Here is a 16,641-nt window from a genome sequence, read left to right as displayed (position 1 = left end):
GTAACGTTGCCGTTACGCAGAAGGGCATTGCCTGTAGGAGCGAGCTTGCTCGCGAACCCGTTTGCCCACGAACTCGATGTCGGGCGGTTCGCTCGCCCCTACAAAGAGCCAATGCGGTCGCGAGCGCGGTCAGCACTCAGAACAGTCGCAACGGCTCCTCATCCAGCGCCGCCAGTTGCTCGCGCAGCACCAGCACCTGTTCGCCCCAGTAACGCTCGCTGCCGAACCAGGGGAAGCTCGGCGGGAACGCCGGGTCGTCCCAGCGGCGCGCCAGCCAGGCGCTGTAGTGCATCAGGCGCAGGGAGCGCAGGCCTTCGATCAGCGGCAGTTCGCGCGGGTCGAAATCGTGGAATTCCTGGTAGCCGTCCACCAGCTCGGAAAGCTGGCCCAGGCGTTCGTGCCGTTCACCGGCGAGCATCATCCACAGGTCCTGCACGGCCGGGCCCATGCGGCAGTCGTCCAGGTCGACGACATGGAAGGTGTCGTCGCGGCACAGCAGGTTGCCGGGGTGGCAATCGCCGTGCATGCGGATGGGCGTGTACTTCACGCGGGCGTACAAGTCATCGACCTTTTTCAGCAGGTCGCGGGCCACGGATTCATAGGCCGGCAGCAGGCTTTTCGGGATGAAGTTGCCTTCCAGCAGGGTGGCCAGGGACTCGTGCCCGAAGTTTCGCGGCGTCAGTGCCTCGCGGTGCTCGAAGGGGCGATTGGCGCCCACGGCGTGCAGGCGACCGAGCAACTGGCCGAGGCGATAGAGCTGATCGAGGTTGCCCGGCTCCGGCGCGCGGCCGCCACGGCGGGGGAACAGGGTGAAGCGGAAGCCGGCGTGCTCGAAAAGGGTCTGTCCCTCGTGCACCAGCGGCGCCACTACCGGGACTTCGCACTCGGCCAGTTCGGCGGAGAAGGTGTGTTCCTCGAGGATCGCCTCGCTGGTCCAGCGCCCGGGGCGGTAGAACTTGGCGATCAGCGGCTCGCTGTCCTCGATGCCCACCTGGTAGACGCGGTTCTCGTAGCTGTTGAGCGCAAGAACGCGGGCATCGCTGAGAAAACCGATGCTTTCCACTGCATCCAGTACCAGATCGGGCGTGAGGTCGGAAAAAGGATGAGACATGGCGACGATCCGGCAGTGGTAAAGCTGCCTAGTGTACCCAGTCCACCGTCAATGGGTGGGAAGTCGCCTCAGTGGTCGGGGCAGTGCTTGCGCAGGTAGTCGACGAAGTCCGTGGCCAGCGCCCGGCGCTCACCCTTCACCAGGGTCAGTTTCTGCATCGAACGGGCCTTGCACTGGACCGCCTGGGATGGCTTGGCCGTGTTGTGCAGCGGTGTCAGCAGCAGGTCGTAGGGCGTGCCCTGGCGCACCTGCTCGGTGAGTTCGCTTTCGCCGCCGCCGATCAGCAGGACCTTGTTGTGGGTGTCGAGCTGGTACTGGTCGACCACGGGTTCGAGTATCGGCATCAGTTCGTCGCTGGCGCCGACGCGCAGCACGTCGGGGCCGGCGTGGCTGGCGAAGGGCAGGAACAGCAGGGTGATCAGCAGCAGTGGGCGGCGCATGGTGGGAGCTCCGGTAGGCCAAGATTCCGCCCGGCCGGGGCGGAACTCTATCGGCTATTGGAGCGCGGCGCGGCGCCGCTGGGCTTGATATGAGGCAGGGAAACCCGTGTAACGGGGACTACAGCGGCGTGCCGAGGATCACCTGCGCCGGGGAGAACTGCGCGCGCACCGGCGAGCCGGCTTTCAGGCCGAGGATCTCGATGCGCTCCGGGTCGGTCAGGGCGCAGAGCATCTGGCCGCTGGGCAACTGGATGCGCACTTCGCTGGGGCCGTCTTCGGCTTCGCGGATGTCATCGACATGGCCTTCCAGCGCGTTCAGGCCTTCCGGGCAGGGGATGTGCGGCAGGTCGACGTAGAGCCAGCCGGCTTTCATCAGCGCCACCACCGGCACGCCGTTGGCCAGTTCCAGCTTCTCGGTGCTCTCGCGGGTCACCCGCGCCTGGATGCGCGAGCCGCCGGGCAGCTCGATGCACACCAGGTCGTTGAGACCGGACGGCTCCACCGCGCAGACGCGCCCGTGCAACTGGTTGCGTGCGCTGGTGCGCATCATCAGGCGGCCGATCAGCTCCAGGTCGGCCTGGTGCTCGACGTGCTCGACTATGTGTTCGCGCAGGGCTTCCAGGCGCTGGTACAGCGCCAGCAGGCGTTCGCCCTCGACCGTCAGGCGTGCGCCGCCGCCGCCCTTGCCGCCGACGCTGCGTTCCACCAGCGGCCGGTCGGAGAGATTGTTCAGTTCGTCGATGGCGTCCCAGGCGGTCTTGTAGCTCATCCCGGCAGCCTTGGCGGCGTGGGTGATCGAGCCGAGCTGGGCGATCTGCGCCAGCAGGGCGATGCGCTGCGGGCGGCGGGTAACGTGTTGGGTCAACAGGCTGAGGGTGGTCATGGTTTCGCGGGTACTTATTGGTATGCGACGAGGCTCCGTTGCTGGCGTGCAAAACGCAAGGGGCAAATGTCGGGAATGTGGCCGAACGGTCGTCTATTCCGGGGCCGGCGTGCGGGCAAGGCAGTAGACGTCCACCCGCCTGGCTCCTGCGCGACGCAGCAGGCGGGCGATGCGTTCGGCGGTGGCGCCGGTGGTCAGCACGTCGTCCACCAGCGCCAGGTGCAGGCCATCGACCATGGCTCCGTCGGCCAGGACGAAGGCGTTGCGCAGATTGCGCTTGCGGGTGGCGGCATCGAGGCCTTGCTGGGCCGGGGTGTCCTGCGTGCGCAGCACCAGGCGCTTATCCACAGGCACGCCAAGAGGCTCGGCGATCCAGTCGGCCAGCAGGGCGGCCTGGTTGAAGCCGCGCTGGCGCTCACGCCGGCGTGACAGGGGAACGGGGATCAGCCGCTCCGGTCGAGCCAGGCCCTCGTCGAAGGCGTGCCGCAGATGGCGCGCCAGTAACTGGCCGAGCAAGCGGCCCAGCGGCGCGTTGGCCTGATGCTTGAAGCGGGTGATCAGCGCATCGACGGGGAAGCCGTAGCGCAACGGCGTTTCCACTTTCTGGAAAGCTGGCGCTCGGCGCAGGCATTGGCCGCAGGCGAGATCGGTGGTGGGCAGGGGCAGGGCGCAGATCACGCAGTGGCCGGTGAGCCAGGGCAGGTCGTCGTCACAACCGGCGCACAGCGGCAGGGCGGCAGGTTCCGCCGTTCCACCGCAAAGCAGGCATTGCACGCGTGGGCGCCACCAGGTGGGGCGCCAGGGAAGTAATCGCATTCCGCCCTCCGCAGGGCGGCGCCGTCAGTGGATCAGCCAGCTCAGGACCACCAGGCCCAGCACCGTCCAGATCAGCCCGCCGAAGATCGAGCGCCGCAGGAAGGCGCGAATGCCACTGTAGAGAAACAGCAGGCCAATGAAGAGCAGGACGAAGCTGAAGATCGAGACGTCGATTCCCACAGCCCGCGCCAGGCCGTGGAAGAAGTCGTCCATGGCGCGCCACAGGCCGCCGAGCACGCCCGACAGCAGATCGACGATGAAGCGGATGGCCTTGCCGACCATCTGGCCAAGGCCGTCGAAGAATCCTTCTGTTCCCATCTGGGGTATGACTCCTGAGTGTTCTGCCTGATTGGAGCGGCAATGGGGCGGATCGGTTCAGCCTCAGCCGCTACGAGATCGTTGTAATTGATCAATAAATGGGCACTTGTCGACCTGTGTCGCGGGAATGGTTGACAGCGTCACAGCTCCACATATGATGCCTTGAGCCTGATTTCCCCGGTGGCGCGCCGCCGGGGCACCTTAGACAAGAGGCGCCCCCAAAGCGTCGAAGGACTTTGCCGATGAGTGCCACCGCAGCCCAAGTAACCCGCCACGACTGGACCCTTGCCGAAGTCCGCGCCCTGTTCGAACAGCCCTTCAACGACCTGCTGTTCCAGGCGCAGACCCTGCACCGCGCACATTTCGACCCGAACCGCGTACAGGTTTCCACCCTGCTGTCGATCAAGACCGGCGCCTGCCCGGAAGACTGCAAATATTGCCCGCAGTCCGGCCACTACAACACCGGCCTGGACAAGGAAAAGCTGATGGAAGTGCAGAAGGTGCTGCAGGCCGCTGCCGAAGCCAAGGCCATCGGCTCGACCCGCTTCTGCATGGGCGCCGCCTGGAAGCACCCGTCCGCCAAGGACATGCCCTACGTGCTGGAAATGGTGAAGGGCGTGAAGAAGCTCGGCCTGGAAACCTGCATGACCCTGGGCAAGCTGACCCAGGAGCAGACCCAGTCCCTGGCCGAAGCGGGCCTGGACTACTACAACCACAACCTCGATACCTCGCCGGAGTTCTACGGCAACATCATCACCACCCGCACCTACGGCGAGCGCCTGCAGACCCTGGCGTACGTGCGCGAGGCGGGGATGAAGATCTGCTCCGGCGGCATCCTCGGCATGGGCGAGTCGGTGGACGACCGCGCCGGCCTGCTGATCCAGCTGGCCAACCTGCCCGAGCACCCGGAGTCGGTGCCGATCAACATGCTGGTGAAGGTCAAGGGCACCCCGCTGGCCGAGGAGAAGGACGTCGATCCGTTCGACTTCATCCGCACCCTGGCCGTCGCCCGCATCATGATGCCGAAATCCCACGTGCGCCTGTCCGCCGGCCGCGAGCAGATGAACGAGCAGATGCAGGCCCTGGCCTTCATGGCCGGCGCCAACTCGATCTTCTACGGCGAGAAGCTGCTGACCACCACCAACCCGCAGGCCGAGAAGGACATGCAACTGTTCGCGCGCCTGGGCATCAAGCCCGAGGAGCGCGAGGAGCACGCCGACGAAGTGCACCAGGCCGCCATCGAGCAGGCGCTGGTGGAACAACGCGACTCGCAGCTGTTCTATAACGCGGCTTCGGCCTGACCTGCTTTTCGTAGGAGCGAGCTTGCTCGCGAACAATCATCCCTGACACTCCGATGCCAGGCAGTTCGCGAGCAAGCTCGCTCCTACGGGCTCGGCCTTCAGCCGGAAGCCTGAATTGCAGCTAAGGGGTTGCGTATGCCTTTCGATCTCGCCGCCCGTCTGGCCCAGCGCCAGGCGGAGGACCTCTACCGCCGCCGTCCGCTGCTGGAATCGCCGCAGGGACCGGAAGTGGTCATCGACGGCCAGCCGATGCTGGCCTTCTGTTCCAACGACTACCTGGGGCTGGCCAATCACCCCGAGGTGATTGCCGCCATGCGTGCCGGCGCCGAGCGCTGGGGCGTCGGCGGTGGCGCCTCGCACCTGGTCAACGGCCACTGCGGCCCGCACCATGAGCTGGAGCTGGCGCTCGCCGAGTTCACCGGCCGCCCGCGCGCGCTGCTGTTTTCCACCGGCTACATGGCCAACCTCGGTACCGTCACTGCCCTCGTCGGCAAGGGCGACAGCGTGCTGGAGGACCGCCTCAACCACGCCTCGCTGCTGGATGCCGGCCTGCTCTCCGGGGCGCGCTTCTCGCGCTACCTGCACAACGATGCCGCCAGCCTCGCCTCGCGCCTGGAGAAGGCCGAAGGCAATACGCTGGTCGTCACCGATGGCGTGTTCAGCATGGACGGCGACCTGGCTGACCTGCCCAGCCTTTGCGCGACGGCTCGACAGCAAAATGCCTGGGTGATGGTCGATGACGCCCACGGTTTCGGCCCGCTGGGCGCGACCGGCGGCGGTATCGTCGAACACTTCGGCTTGAGCATGGAGGATGTGCCTGTACTGGTCGGCACCCTCGGCAAGGCCTTTGGCACCGCTGGCGCCTTCGTTGCGGGCAGCGAGGAGCTGATCGAGACGCTGATCCAGTTCGCCCGCCCGTACATCTACACCACCAGCCAGCCGCCCGCCGTGGCATGCGCCACGCTGAAGAGCCTGGAACTGCTGCGCGCCGAGAGCTGGCGCCGTGATCACCTGAATGCGCTGATCGCGCGCTTCCGCTCCGGTGCCGAAGCCATCGGCCTGGAGCTGATGGACAGCCCGACGCCGATCCAGCCGATCCTCATCGGTGGCAGCGCCCAGGCCATGGCGTTGTCGGCCGAGCTGCGCCAGCGCGGCATTCTGGTCGGCGCGATCCGCCCGCCCACCGTGCCGGCCGGCACCGCGCGCCTGCGCGTGACGCTGTCCGCTTCGCACACCGAAGCGCAGGTCGATCGCCTGCTCGTGGCGCTGGCGGAGAGCTGGCAGCGCGTGTCGTCTAGCCTTCTGGCAGAGATCGATGCCGAGGAGGGCGATGATGCGTGACCAACTGATCCTGTTGCCAGGCTGGGGCCTGGGCAGCGCGCCGCTGGAACCGCTGCGCGATGCACTGCTGGAGCAGGCACCGCATTTGAACGTGCAGATCGAGCCGCTGCCGGCGGACGCCGATCCGAATGCCTGGCTCGACGAACTGGACGACAACGTCGCCCACGACGCCTGGATCGCCGGCTGGTCGCTGGGCGGCATGCTTGGCGCCGAGCTGGCGGCGCGCCGTGGTGAGTCCTGCCGGGGGCTGGTGACTATCGCCGCCAATCTCTGCTTCCGCCGCCGCGAGGACTGGCCGGACGCCATGGCCGGCGAGGTCTTCGAGGACTTCTTCGAGGCCTTCCTGCTGGAGCCGCACCTGGTGCGCAAGCGCTTCACCCTGCTGGTCAGCCAGGGCGCCCGCGACGCGCGCACCCTCGCGCGCCAGCTGCAGGTGGCGCTGCCGCAATTGAATGCCGAAGGCCTGACCGCCGGCCTGCAACTGCTGGGGCAGCTCGATACTCGCGCCGCTCTCGGTCGCTATCCCGGCCCGCAACTGCACCTGTTCGCTGCCAACGATGCGCTGGTTCCGGCCAGTGCCGCCGACGCGCTGCTGGAGTGGCTGCCGGATGTCGAAGTCAGCCTGTTGCCCGGCGCCAGCCACGGCCTGCCGCTGGAGCAGCCGGACGAAGTGGCGGGCGCCATCCTGAAGTTCATCCACGAGGGCGACGATGCCTGATTGCAGTACCAGCGCGCTGCCCGACAAACGCCAGGTTGCCGCCTCCTTCTCCCGCGCCGCATCGACTTATGACGCGGTAGCCGAACTGCAGCGTGCTGTCGGCAACCGTCTGCTGGAGTCTTTGCCAGCCGGGGGCGCGCCGCAGCGCTGGATCGACCTGGGGAGCGGCACCGGTTATTTCACTCGCGCCCTGGCGGCGCGTTATCCACAGGCACAGGGACTGTCCGTCGACATTGCCGAGGGCATGCTGCGCCACGCCCGCGAGCAAGGTGGCGCGCAGTACTTTGTCGGCGGAGACGCCGAAAGCCTGCCACTGCGCGATGGCGCAGCGGATCTGCTGTTCTCCAGCCTGGCCCTGCAGTGGTGCGCCGATCTTCCGGCCGTGCTCGCAGAAGCGCGCCGAGTGTTGCGCCCCGGTGGCGTGCTGGCCTTCAGCAGCTTGTGCGTCGGCACCCTGGGCGAACTGCGGCAGAGCTGGGAAGCGGTAGACGGTTTCGTCCATGTGAACCGTTTTCGTGCCTTCGAACAGTACCAGCAGCATTGCCAAGGCAGCGGCCTGGAAGTGCTGGAGCTGCGCACCGAGGATCGCGTCCTGCACTTCCCCGACCTGCGCAGCCTGACCCATGAACTCAAGGCGCTCGGTGCGCACAACCTCAACCCCGGCCGACCCGACGGTCTCACCGGGCGCGAGCGGGTGCGCGCGCTGATCGCCGCCTACGAGCGCTTCCGCACGCCCGAGGGGCTGCCGGCGACTTACCGGGTGGTCTACGCCGTCCTGCGCAAAATCAATTCCCTGTAGGAGCGGACTCCGTCCGCGATGATATCCGGCGCGAAGCGGACCTATCGCGGACGGAGTCCGCTCCTACGAAAGACACCGAGGAATCCATGTCCCACGCCTACTTCGTCACCGGCACCGACACCGAAATCGGCAAGACCACCATCGCCGCCGGCCTGCTCCACGCGGCGCGGCAGGCGGGCCTGTCCACCGCCGCTGCCAAGCCCGTGGCCTCGGGCTGCGAGCGCAGCCCCGAGGGCCTGCGCAACTCCGACGCGCTGGCGCTGCTGGGCGAGTGCAGCGTGCCGCTGGCCTACGAGCAGGTGAACCCCTTCGCCTTCGAGCCGGCCATCGCCCCGCACCTTGCCGCCCGCGAGCAGGGCGTGAAGTTGACGGTCGATGCGCTCAAGGGCCCGGTGCGTTCGGTGCTGGAACTGGGCGCCGATTTCACCCTGGTGGAAGGCGCCGGTGGCTGGCGCGTGCCGCTGGCGGGGGAGGAGAACCTGTCGGACCTCGCCGTTGCTCTCGGGCTGCCGGTGATCCTGGTGGTCGGCGTGCGCCTGGGCTGCATCAACCACGCCGTGCTCAGCGCCGAGGCCATCCAGCGCGACGGCCTGGTGCTGGCCGGCTGGGTGGCGAACATCGTCGACGCGCAGACCTCCCGTCTGGAAGAAAACCTCGCGACCCTCGCCGAGCGGCTGCCCGCGCCCTGCCTCGGGCGCGTGCCGCGCCTGGCCTCGGCGACTCCGGCGGCGGTGTCCGCGCACCTGGACCTGGGCATCCTGGATTTGTAACCGAGCCTTGGCCTGGGGCGGTCTGTCTGCTTGAATAGTGGCCACTTGCTGCTTTTTGTTGTGGAGGCGCTCGATGGAAATTTCCGGCAATGCTTTCTCGGCAGGCCTGTATGGCGTGCAGAACGGCCAGCGCCGCGTCGACCGCGCCAGCACTGACATCGCCACTGCCGGCACCGCGCCCAGCGAAGTGCTGAACGACCGCCTCGTGGACCTGCGCCGCGGCGAGCACGAGGTCAAGGCCAACGCCAAGGTCATCCAGGCAGCCGACGAAACGCTCGGCACGCTCATCGATATCCGCGCCTGACGGCCACTTTTCCCTGAACTGAATTCCCCTGGCGGCCGGCTGTCCTCACGACACGCCGGCCGCTCTGCCATGGGCTTTAATCAAGCTCAGGAATTCGCTGCGGGAATGCCCGGCGAAGCGCCTTGCGAGCGTGACCGGATGGTCGGTTTGCATGCTTGACAAGGGTATGGCGTAAACGTATGTTTCAAACGCCTGTTTGACTGTCCGGATGCGTGCGCGCACCGACTGGGCGGCCGGGAATGCTCCCGCACTGCGACCGCAGCAACCGGTCGCCCATTAACCAGAACCCTTCGTAGAGGTTTACCGCTATGCCTGATTACAAGGCCCCCTTGCGTGATATCCGTTTCGTTCGCGACGAGCTGCTGGGCTACGAAGCGCACTACCAGAACCTGCCGGGCGCCGAAGACGCCACCCCGGACATGGTGAATGCCATCCTCGAAGAGGGTGCGAAGTTCTGCGAACAGGTAATCGCTCCGCTGAACCGCACTGGCGACCTGGAAGGCTGCAAATGGAGCCCGGAAGGCGTGAAGACGCCGACCGGCTTCAAAGAGGCCTACCAGCAGTTCGTCGAAGGCGGCTGGCCGAGCCTGGCCCATGACGTCGAGCACGGCGGTCAGGGTCTGCCCGAATCCCTCGGTCTGGCCATCAGCGAAATGGTCGGCCAGGCCAACTGGTCCTGGGGCATGTACCCGGGCCTGTCCCACGGCGCCATGAACACCCTGCACGCCCACGGCACCTCCGAGCAGCAGCACACCTACCTGACCAAGCTGGTCTCCGGCGAGTGGACCGGCACCATGTGCCTGACCGAGCCGCATTGCGGCACCGACCTGGGCATGCTGCGCACCAAGGCCGAGCCGCAGGCTGACGGCACCTACAAGATCACCGGCACCAAGATCTTCATCTCCGCTGGCGAACACGACATGGCCGACAACATCGTCCACATCGTGCTGGCCCGCCTGCCCGACGCCCCGCAGGGCACCAAGGGCATCTCGCTGTTCATCGTGCCGAAGTTCCTGCCCAACGCCGAAGGCAACGTGGGCGAGCGCAACGCCGTTTCCTGTGGCTCCATCGAGCACAAGATGGGCATCCACGGCAACGCTACCTGCGTGATGAACTTCGACGCCGCCACCGGCTTCCTGATCGGCCCGCCGAACAAGGGCCTGAACTGCATGTTCACCTTCATGAACACCGCTCGCCTGGGTACCGCGCTGCAAGGCCTGGCCCACGCCGAAATCGGTTTCCAGGGTGGCATCGCCTACGCTCGCGAGCGTCTGCAGATGCGTTCGCTGACTGGCCCGAAAGCGCCGGAAAAAGCCGCTGACCCGATCATCGTGCACCCGGACGTACGCCGCATGCTGCTGACCGCCAAGGCTTTCGCCGAAGGCAACCGCGCCATGCTGTACTTCGCCGCCAAGCAGGTCGACATCGTCCAGCGCAGCCAGGACGAAGAAGAGAAGAAAGCCGCTGACGCGATGCTGGCCTTCCTCACTCCGATCGCCAAGGCGTTCATGACCGAAGTGGGCTTCGAAGCCGCCAACCACGGCGTGCAGATCTATGGCGGCCACGGCTTCATCGCCGAGCACGGCATGGAACAGAACGTCCGCGACAGCCGCATCTCCATGCTGTACGAAGGCACCACCGGCGTTCAGGCGCTGGACCTGCTGGGCCGCAAGATCCTCATGACCCAGGGCGAAGCGCTCAAGGGCTTCACCAAGATCGTGCACAAGTTCTGCCAGGCCAACGAGGCCAACGAAGCCGTCAAGGAATTCGTTGCACCGCTGGCTGCGCTGAACAAGGAGTGGGGCGACCTGACCATGAAGGTCGGCATGGCCGCCATGAAGGACCGCGAGGAAGTCGGCGCCGCATCGGTCGACTACCTGATGTTCTCCGGCTACGCCTGCCTCGCCTACTTCTGGGCCGACATGGCTCGCCTGGCTGCCGAGAAGCTGGCTGCCGGTACCAGCGAAGAGGCCTTCTACCAGGCCAAGCTGAAGACCGCGCGCTTCTACTTCCAGCGCATCCTGCCGCGCACCCGCGCGCACGTTGGCTCCATGCTGTCCGGCGCCAACAACCTGATGGACCTGGCCGAGGAAGATTTCGCCCTCGGTTACTGATCAGCGCCCCGTACGGACGGTTCGCCGTCCGTCTGCTGAACAGGAAGGAGCCCGCCGCAAGGCGGGCTTTTTCGTATCCGATCCCACACAAATGTCCGCAGAAAATGCCATCATTACGCCACTTGCCGATCGACTGACGGCGAGCCCGGCACCCACCTTGCGGAACCCCCTGTGCGACCCACGGCCCCCTACCGGCTCAGCCACTTCCTCACGCCCCTGTTGCTGATTCCGGCCGGCATCGCCGCCGGCTCCCTGGCCGAACTGTCCGATTTCTTCACCTCGCTGTTCAACGTCCTGCCGACCCTGTTGCTGCTGCTCGGTGGTGCGCTGTGCATGGTCTATGGGCGCCAGCGCCAGTTGTTCATGCTGGCGGTGGTCTACATCGCCTATTTCCTCCTCGATAACCAGGTCGACTACTTCCAGGCGCACCGCGTGGTGCTCCCGGAGGCGGCGCTGGTGTTCCACCTCTGTTGCGTGCTGCTGCCGCTGCTCTACGGCCTGTACGGCATCTGGCAGGAGCGCATGCACATGCTGCAGGACCTGCTGGCCCGCAGCGCCGCGCTGATTGCCGTGGCGGGCGTGGCGACCGCCCTGGCCAAGCGCTTCCCGCAGGGCCTGGCGGAGCTGCTCAGCGACACCTACTGGCCGGCGTTGCACGGCCACTGGATGAGCCTGGCGCAACTGTCCTACTTCGGTTTCCTCATGGCTTTCATCGCCCTGGTCGCCGCCTACGTGCGCCAGCCGCGGCCCTTGCACGCCGCGCAGCTGCTGGGCCTGCTCGGGCTGCTGTGGATGCTGCCCAAGGTGTTCATCCTGCCCCACGCGCTGACCGTAATGACCAGCCTGGTGATGCTCACCCTCGCCGGCGCGGTGGCCCACGAGGCCTACCAGATGGCCTTCCGCGACGAGCTCACCGGCCTGCCCGGACGCCGCGCGCTGAACGAACGCTTCCAGCGCCTGGGCCAACAGTACGTGCTGGCGATGATCGACGTGGACCACTTCAAGAAATTCAACGACAGCCACGGCCACGACGTCGGCGACCAGGTGCTGCGCATGGTCGCCAGCCAGTTGCGCCGCACCGGTGGCGGCGGCAAGGCTTACCGCTATGGCGGCGAGGAGTTCACCGTGGTCTTCGCCGGCAAGTCGGTAGAGCAGTGCCTGCCCTACCTCGATGGCGTGCGCCAGGCCATCGAGGGTTACGCCATGCACCTGCGCGACCGTGGCAATCGCCCCAAGGACGACCGCCAGGGCCGCAACAAGCGCACCGGCAAGGACGCGCAGACGGTCTCGGTGACCATCAGCGTCGGCGTCGCCGAGCGCGATGGCGAGCGGCGCAGCCCGGAGGAAGTCATCAAGGGCGCCGACGAGGCGCTGTACTCGGCGAAGAGCGGCGGGCGCAACCGCGTGGCCGTGCACGGGCAATCCCGTCGCGGCGCGGTGCGCACCGTCTGACCCGGCCGGGTTATGACCACGCATTCAGCGCGTGCAGCGTGATTGTCCAGGCGGTCACGCCCCGTTAGGTTCGAGTTTTCCGCGCCACGCTGGCGCCCTGAACCGAACGGAGATTCGCGATGCCCGAGTACAAGGCCCCCCTGCGCGACGTGCGCTTCCTCACCGACGAAGTCTTCGACTTCACCGGCCGCTACGAAGCCCTCGGCGCCACCGACGCCACCCCGGACATGTTCGCCGCCATCCTCGAGGAAGGCGCGAAGTTCTGCGAACAGGTCATCGCCCCGCTGAACCGCTCCGGCGACGAGGAAGGCTGCCACTTCGACAACGGCGTGGTGACCACGCCCAAGGGATTCAAAGAAGCTTTCGCGCAGTACGTCGAGGCTGGCTGGAACGGCGTTTCCAGCGACCCGGAATATGGCGGTCAGGGCCTGCCGCCGTCCCTCGGCCTGCTGGTCAGCGAGATGATCGGCGCGTCCAACTGCTCCTGGGGCATGTACCCCGGCCTGACCAAGGGCGCCATGGCCGCCATCCACGCCCACGGCACGCAGGAGCAGAAGGACACCTACCTGCCGCGCATGACCAGCGCGGTCTGGACCGGCACCATGTGCCTGACCGAACCGCATTGCGGCACCGACCTGGGCATCATCAAGACCCGCGCCGTGCCCAACGCCGACGGCAGCTACGCGATCACCGGCACCAAGATCTTCATCTCCGCCGGCGAGCACGATCTCTCCGAGAACATCATCCACCTGGTCCTGGCCAAGCTGCCCGACGCACCGGCCGGCACCAAGGGCATCTCGCTGTTCATCGTGCCCAAGTTCAACCTGGACGCGAACGGCGAGGCCGGCGAGCGCAATGCCGTGGCCTGCGGCTCCATCGAACACAAGATGGGCATCAAGGCTTCCGCCACCTGCGTGATGAACTTCGATGGCGCCAAGGGCTTCCTGATCGGCGAGGCCAACAAGGGCCTGGCCTGCATGTTCACCATGATGAACCACGCGCGCCTGGGCACCGGCATGCAGGGTCTCTGCCTTGGCGAGACCAGCTACCAGGGCGCCGTGCGCTACGCCCAGGACCGCCTGCAGATGCGTTCGCTGACCGGCCCGAAAGCGCCGGAGAAGCCCGCCGACCCGATCATCGTCCACCCGGACGTGCGCCGCATGTTGCTGACCATGAAGGCGTTCAACGAAGGCAACCGCGCGCTGGCGTACTTCACCGCGCAACTGCTGGACATCGAGCACCTCTCCCAGGACGCCGAAGAGCGTGAGCGCGCGGCCAACCTGCTGGCCTTCCTCACGCCGATCTGCAAGGCCTTCATGACCGAGACCGGCCTGGAAGTGACCAACCACGGCATGCAGGTGTTCGGCGGCCACGGCTTCATCCGCGAATGGGGCATGGAGCAGCTGGTGCGCGATTGCCGCATCGCGCCGATCTACGAGGGCACCAACGGCATCCAGGCGCTGGACCTGCTGGGCCGCAAGGTCCTCGGTAGCCAGGGCAAGCTGCTGATGGGGTTCACCAAGCTGGTTCATCAGCTCTGCCAGCAGCACGCCGAGCACCCGCAGCTCAAGGCCCAGGTCGCCCAGTTGGCGGCGTTGAACAAGCAGTGGGGCGAACTGACCCAGAAGCTCGGCCTGGCCGCCATGAAGAACCCGGACGAAGTCGGTGCCGCCTCGGTGGATTACCTGATGTACTCCGGCTACATCACCCTCGGCTACTTCTGGCTGCGCATGGCGCTGGTCGCCCAGCAGAAGCTCGAAGAGGGCGCTGGCGAGAAGGCCTTCTACGAAACCAAGCTGGCCACCGCCGAGTTCTACTTCAGCCGCCTGCTGCCCCGCGCGCTGTCCCATGTGGCGGCAGCGGAGGCCGGTTCCGAGGTGCTGATGCGCCTGTCGGCCGAGCAGTTCGCCCTGTAATTCCCGTGCCAGTCGAGGAGGCCCGCCTTGCGCGGGCCTCCTCGTTTTTCGCTACACATTGTGACCAATACATAGTTGTGTGGTCACAACATGACGCTTAAAGTCTGAAAAGTTGTTGGAGTAAACTCCGGCGGCGTACCTTCGTGTACCTCCTATTCTGATACCGCTGGCTGCCTGATCAGCCGTCGTTTTCGTTCGAGGATCCATCATGGCTGACTACAAAGCTCCCCTGCGCGACATGCAATTCGTCCTCAATGAAGTCTTCGAGGTCGCCAATCTGTGGGCCGAACTGCCTGCCCTGGCCGAGACCGTCGACGTCGAGACCGCCGCCGCGATCCTCGAAGAGGCCGGCAAGGTCACCGGCGGCGTGATCGCCCCGCTGAACCGCAGCGGCGACGAAGAAGGCTGCAGCTGGAGCGCCGAGGGCGTGAAGACCCCGGCCGGCTTCCCCGAGGCCTACCGCACCTACGCCGAAGGCGGCTGGGTGGGCGTGGGCGGCGCGCCGGAGTTCGGTGGCATGGGCATGCCCAAGGTGATCGGCGCCCAGGTCGAGGAAATGGTCAACTCGGCCAACCTGTCCTTCGGCCTGTACCCGATGCTGACCGCCGGCGCCTGCCTGTCGCTGCTCAACCACGCCAGCGAAGAACTCAAGGCCAAGTACCTGCCGAACATGTACGCCGGCACCTGGGCCGGTTCCATGTGCCTGACCGAGCCGCACGCCGGCACCGACCTGGGCATCATCCGTACCAAGGCGGAGCCGCAGGCTGACGGCAGCTACAAGATTTCCGGCACCAAGATCTTCATCACCGGCGGCGAGCACGACCTGACCGAGAACATCATCCACCTGGTGCTGGCCAAGCTCCCCGACGCGCCGGCAGGCTCCAAGGGCATCTCGCTGTTCCTGGTGCCCAAGGTGATGGTCAACGCCGACGGTTCCCTGGCCGAGCGCAACGCCGTGTCCTGTGGCTCCATCGAGCACAAGATGGGCATCAAGGGCTCCGCCACCTGCGTGATGAACTTCGACGGCGCCACCGGCTGGATCGTCGACGCGCCGAACAAGGGCCTGGCCGCCATGTTCACCATGATGAACTACGAGCGCCTGGGCGTCGGCATCCAGGGCCTGGCCACTGGCGAGCGCTCCTACCAGAGCGCCGTGGAGTACGCCCGCGAGCGTATCCAGAGCCGCGCGCCGACCGGCCCGGTCGCCAAGGACAAGGCCGCCGACCCGATCATCGTCCACCCGGACGTGCGTCGCATGCTGCTGACCATGAAGGCGCTGAACGAGGGCGGCCGCGCCTTCTCCAGCTACGTCGCCATGCAGCTGGACACCGCCAAGTACAGCGAAGAGCCGACCACCCGCAAGCGCGCCGAGGAACTGGTCGCCCTGCTGACCCCGGTGGCCAAGGCCTTCCTCACCGACATGGGCCTGGAAACCACCATCCACGGCCAGCAGATCTTCGGCGGCCACGGCTTCATCCGCGAGTGGGGCCAGGAGCAGCTGGTGCGCGATTGCCGCATCACCCAGATCTACGAAGGCACCAACGGCATCCAGGCGCTGGACCTGATGGGCCGCAAGATCGTCGGCAGCGGCGGCGCGTACGCCAAGCTGTTCACTGACGAGATCCGTGCCTTCACCGCATCGGCCTCTGCCGAACTGGCCGAGTTCACCGGCCCGCTGAACGCCGCCGTGCAGAACCTCGACGAGCTGACCGCCTGGGTCCTGGACCGTGCCAAGGGCAACCCGAACGAGATCGGCGCCGCCTCGGTCGAGTACCTGCACGCCTTCGGCTACACCGCCTACGCGTACATGTGGGCCTTGATGGCTCGCGCTTCGCTGGGCAAGGAAGGCCAGGACGAGTTCTACGCCAGCAAGCTCGGCACCGCGCGCTTCTACTTCGCCCGTCTGCTGCCGCGCATCCACTCCCTGACCGCCTCGGTGAAGGCCGGCAGCGAGTCGCTGTACCTGCTGGACGCCGCGCAGTTCTAAGCTGTCGCGTGTGAGAAAGCCCCGCTTCGGCGGGGCTTTTTTATTGGGATATTTCTTTTGAGAAGAAGGGTATTTCGAATTTTTGTAAGCCATAGCTTACAAACTGCGGTGGTGATCGGCGTCTATCTGATAAAGGTCTACAGCGGTAACCTTTATCTCAGTCAGGACATTGCGCAGGAAGCGCCAAAGACAACACGGAAATATAGGGATTCCACCACGGATGGTGGCCTGCATGGACGTCAGGATATCGGTCTGCAAAACCCCGCTTCGCAAGAAGCGGGGTTTTTTCTTGCCTGCGATTTTTGTACGCCGATCGGGCCCTGCGCCAAACGGCAAGGGGTGGCGCGAACTTGTAGGAGCGCGCCATGCGC

At 66.2% G+C, this 16,641-nt stretch carries 16 protein-coding genes; 10 read left to right on the top strand and 6 right to left on the bottom strand.

All coding sequences use genetic code 11. The features are described 5' to 3' along the window. Positions 1–136 precede the first annotated feature (136 nt). The 5 genes from UB43_RS15965 to UB43_RS15945 all read right to left on the bottom strand — a co-directional run bounded on the left by UB43_RS15965 (position 137) and on the right by UB43_RS15945 (position 3,568). Entirely contained in the window at positions 137–1,111 is a 975-nt protein-coding gene (locus UB43_RS15965; protein WP_045212794.1) for a serine/threonine protein kinase, read from the bottom strand. 68 nt (positions 1,112–1,179) lie between these two features. After that, complete coding sequence (locus UB43_RS15960) at positions 1,180–1,551, bottom strand: hypothetical protein (protein ID WP_045212792.1); 372 nt, start codon at positions 1,549–1,551, stop codon at positions 1,180–1,182. A gap of 118 nt (positions 1,552–1,669) precedes the next feature. Next, entirely contained in the window at positions 1,670–2,434 is a 765-nt protein-coding gene (locus UB43_RS15955; RefSeq protein ID WP_045212790.1) for a TOBE domain-containing protein, read from the bottom strand. Between the two features lie 93 nt (positions 2,435–2,527). After that, entirely contained in the window at positions 2,528–3,250 is a 723-nt protein-coding gene (locus tag UB43_RS15950) for a ComF family protein (protein ID WP_045212788.1), read from the bottom strand. Between the two features lie 24 nt (positions 3,251–3,274). Continuing rightward, positions 3,275–3,568, bottom strand: a complete 294-nt coding sequence (locus tag UB43_RS15945; RefSeq protein ID WP_045212785.1) for a hypothetical protein — start codon at positions 3,566–3,568, stop codon at positions 3,275–3,277. 242 nt (positions 3,569–3,810) lie between these two features. On the opposite strand from UB43_RS15945, the gene bioB reads away from it, so the two are divergent. From bioB to UB43_RS15895, 10 genes are all read left to right on the top strand, one after another. Continuing rightward, complete coding sequence (gene bioB / locus UB43_RS15940; RefSeq protein WP_045212783.1) at positions 3,811–4,869, top strand: biotin synthase BioB; 1,059 nt, start codon at positions 3,811–3,813, stop codon at positions 4,867–4,869. A gap of 135 nt (positions 4,870–5,004) precedes the next feature. After that, positions 5,005–6,210, top strand: a complete 1,206-nt coding sequence (bioF, locus tag UB43_RS15935; protein ID WP_045212781.1) for an 8-amino-7-oxononanoate synthase — start codon at positions 5,005–5,007, stop codon at positions 6,208–6,210. Next, complete coding sequence (locus UB43_RS15930; protein ID WP_045212779.1) at positions 6,203–6,928, top strand: alpha/beta fold hydrolase; 726 nt, start codon at positions 6,203–6,205, stop codon at positions 6,926–6,928. Before bioF ends, UB43_RS15930 begins: the two co-directional genes overlap by 8 nt. Next, positions 6,921–7,727, top strand: coding sequence for a malonyl-ACP O-methyltransferase BioC (bioC, locus tag UB43_RS15925; RefSeq protein WP_045212777.1), 807 nt, complete (start codon positions 6,921–6,923; stop codon positions 7,725–7,727). Before UB43_RS15930 ends, bioC begins: the two co-directional genes overlap by 8 nt. Positions 7,728–7,813: 86 nt before the next feature. Then, positions 7,814–8,497 (top strand): dethiobiotin synthase, encoded by a 684-nt coding sequence (gene bioD / locus UB43_RS15920; RefSeq protein ID WP_045212775.1) that lies wholly within the window; start codon positions 7,814–7,816, stop codon positions 8,495–8,497. Positions 8,498–8,570: 73 nt separating this feature from the next. Continuing rightward, complete coding sequence (locus UB43_RS15915) at positions 8,571–8,801, top strand: hypothetical protein (protein ID WP_037015742.1); 231 nt, start codon at positions 8,571–8,573, stop codon at positions 8,799–8,801. A 308-nt stretch (positions 8,802–9,109) separates the two neighbouring features. Further along, positions 9,110–10,915, top strand: coding sequence for a phenylacyl-CoA dehydrogenase (locus tag UB43_RS15910; protein WP_045212770.1), 1,806 nt, complete (start codon positions 9,110–9,112; stop codon positions 10,913–10,915). 171 nt (positions 10,916–11,086) lie between these two features. After that, positions 11,087–12,367 (top strand): diguanylate cyclase, encoded by a 1,281-nt coding sequence (locus UB43_RS15905; protein WP_045212768.1) that lies wholly within the window; start codon positions 11,087–11,089, stop codon positions 12,365–12,367. Positions 12,368–12,486: 119 nt separating this feature from the next. Further along, positions 12,487–14,283 carry an acyl-CoA dehydrogenase C-terminal domain-containing protein gene (locus UB43_RS15900; protein WP_045212767.1) on the top strand — a complete coding sequence of 599 codons (1,797 nt, stop codon included), beginning with the start codon at positions 12,487–12,489 and terminating at the stop codon, positions 14,281–14,283. Positions 14,284–14,491: 208 nt separating this feature from the next. Continuing rightward, entirely contained in the window at positions 14,492–16,270 is a 1,779-nt protein-coding gene (locus tag UB43_RS15895; protein ID WP_045212765.1) for an acyl-CoA dehydrogenase C-terminal domain-containing protein, read from the top strand. A gap of 96 nt (positions 16,271–16,366) precedes the next feature. Here the strand turns inward: UB43_RS15895 and UB43_RS29930 are convergent. Then, on the bottom strand, positions 16,367–16,641 hold a 275-nt coding region (locus UB43_RS29930), incomplete at its 5' end, for a hypothetical protein (protein ID WP_218187699.1).

It is taken from the genome of Pseudomonas sp. 21 (assembly GCF_000955805.1).
GTDB lineage: Bacteria > Pseudomonadota > Gammaproteobacteria > Pseudomonadales > Pseudomonadaceae > Pseudomonas.
This window is presented reverse-complemented; position numbering and strand designations above follow the sequence as displayed.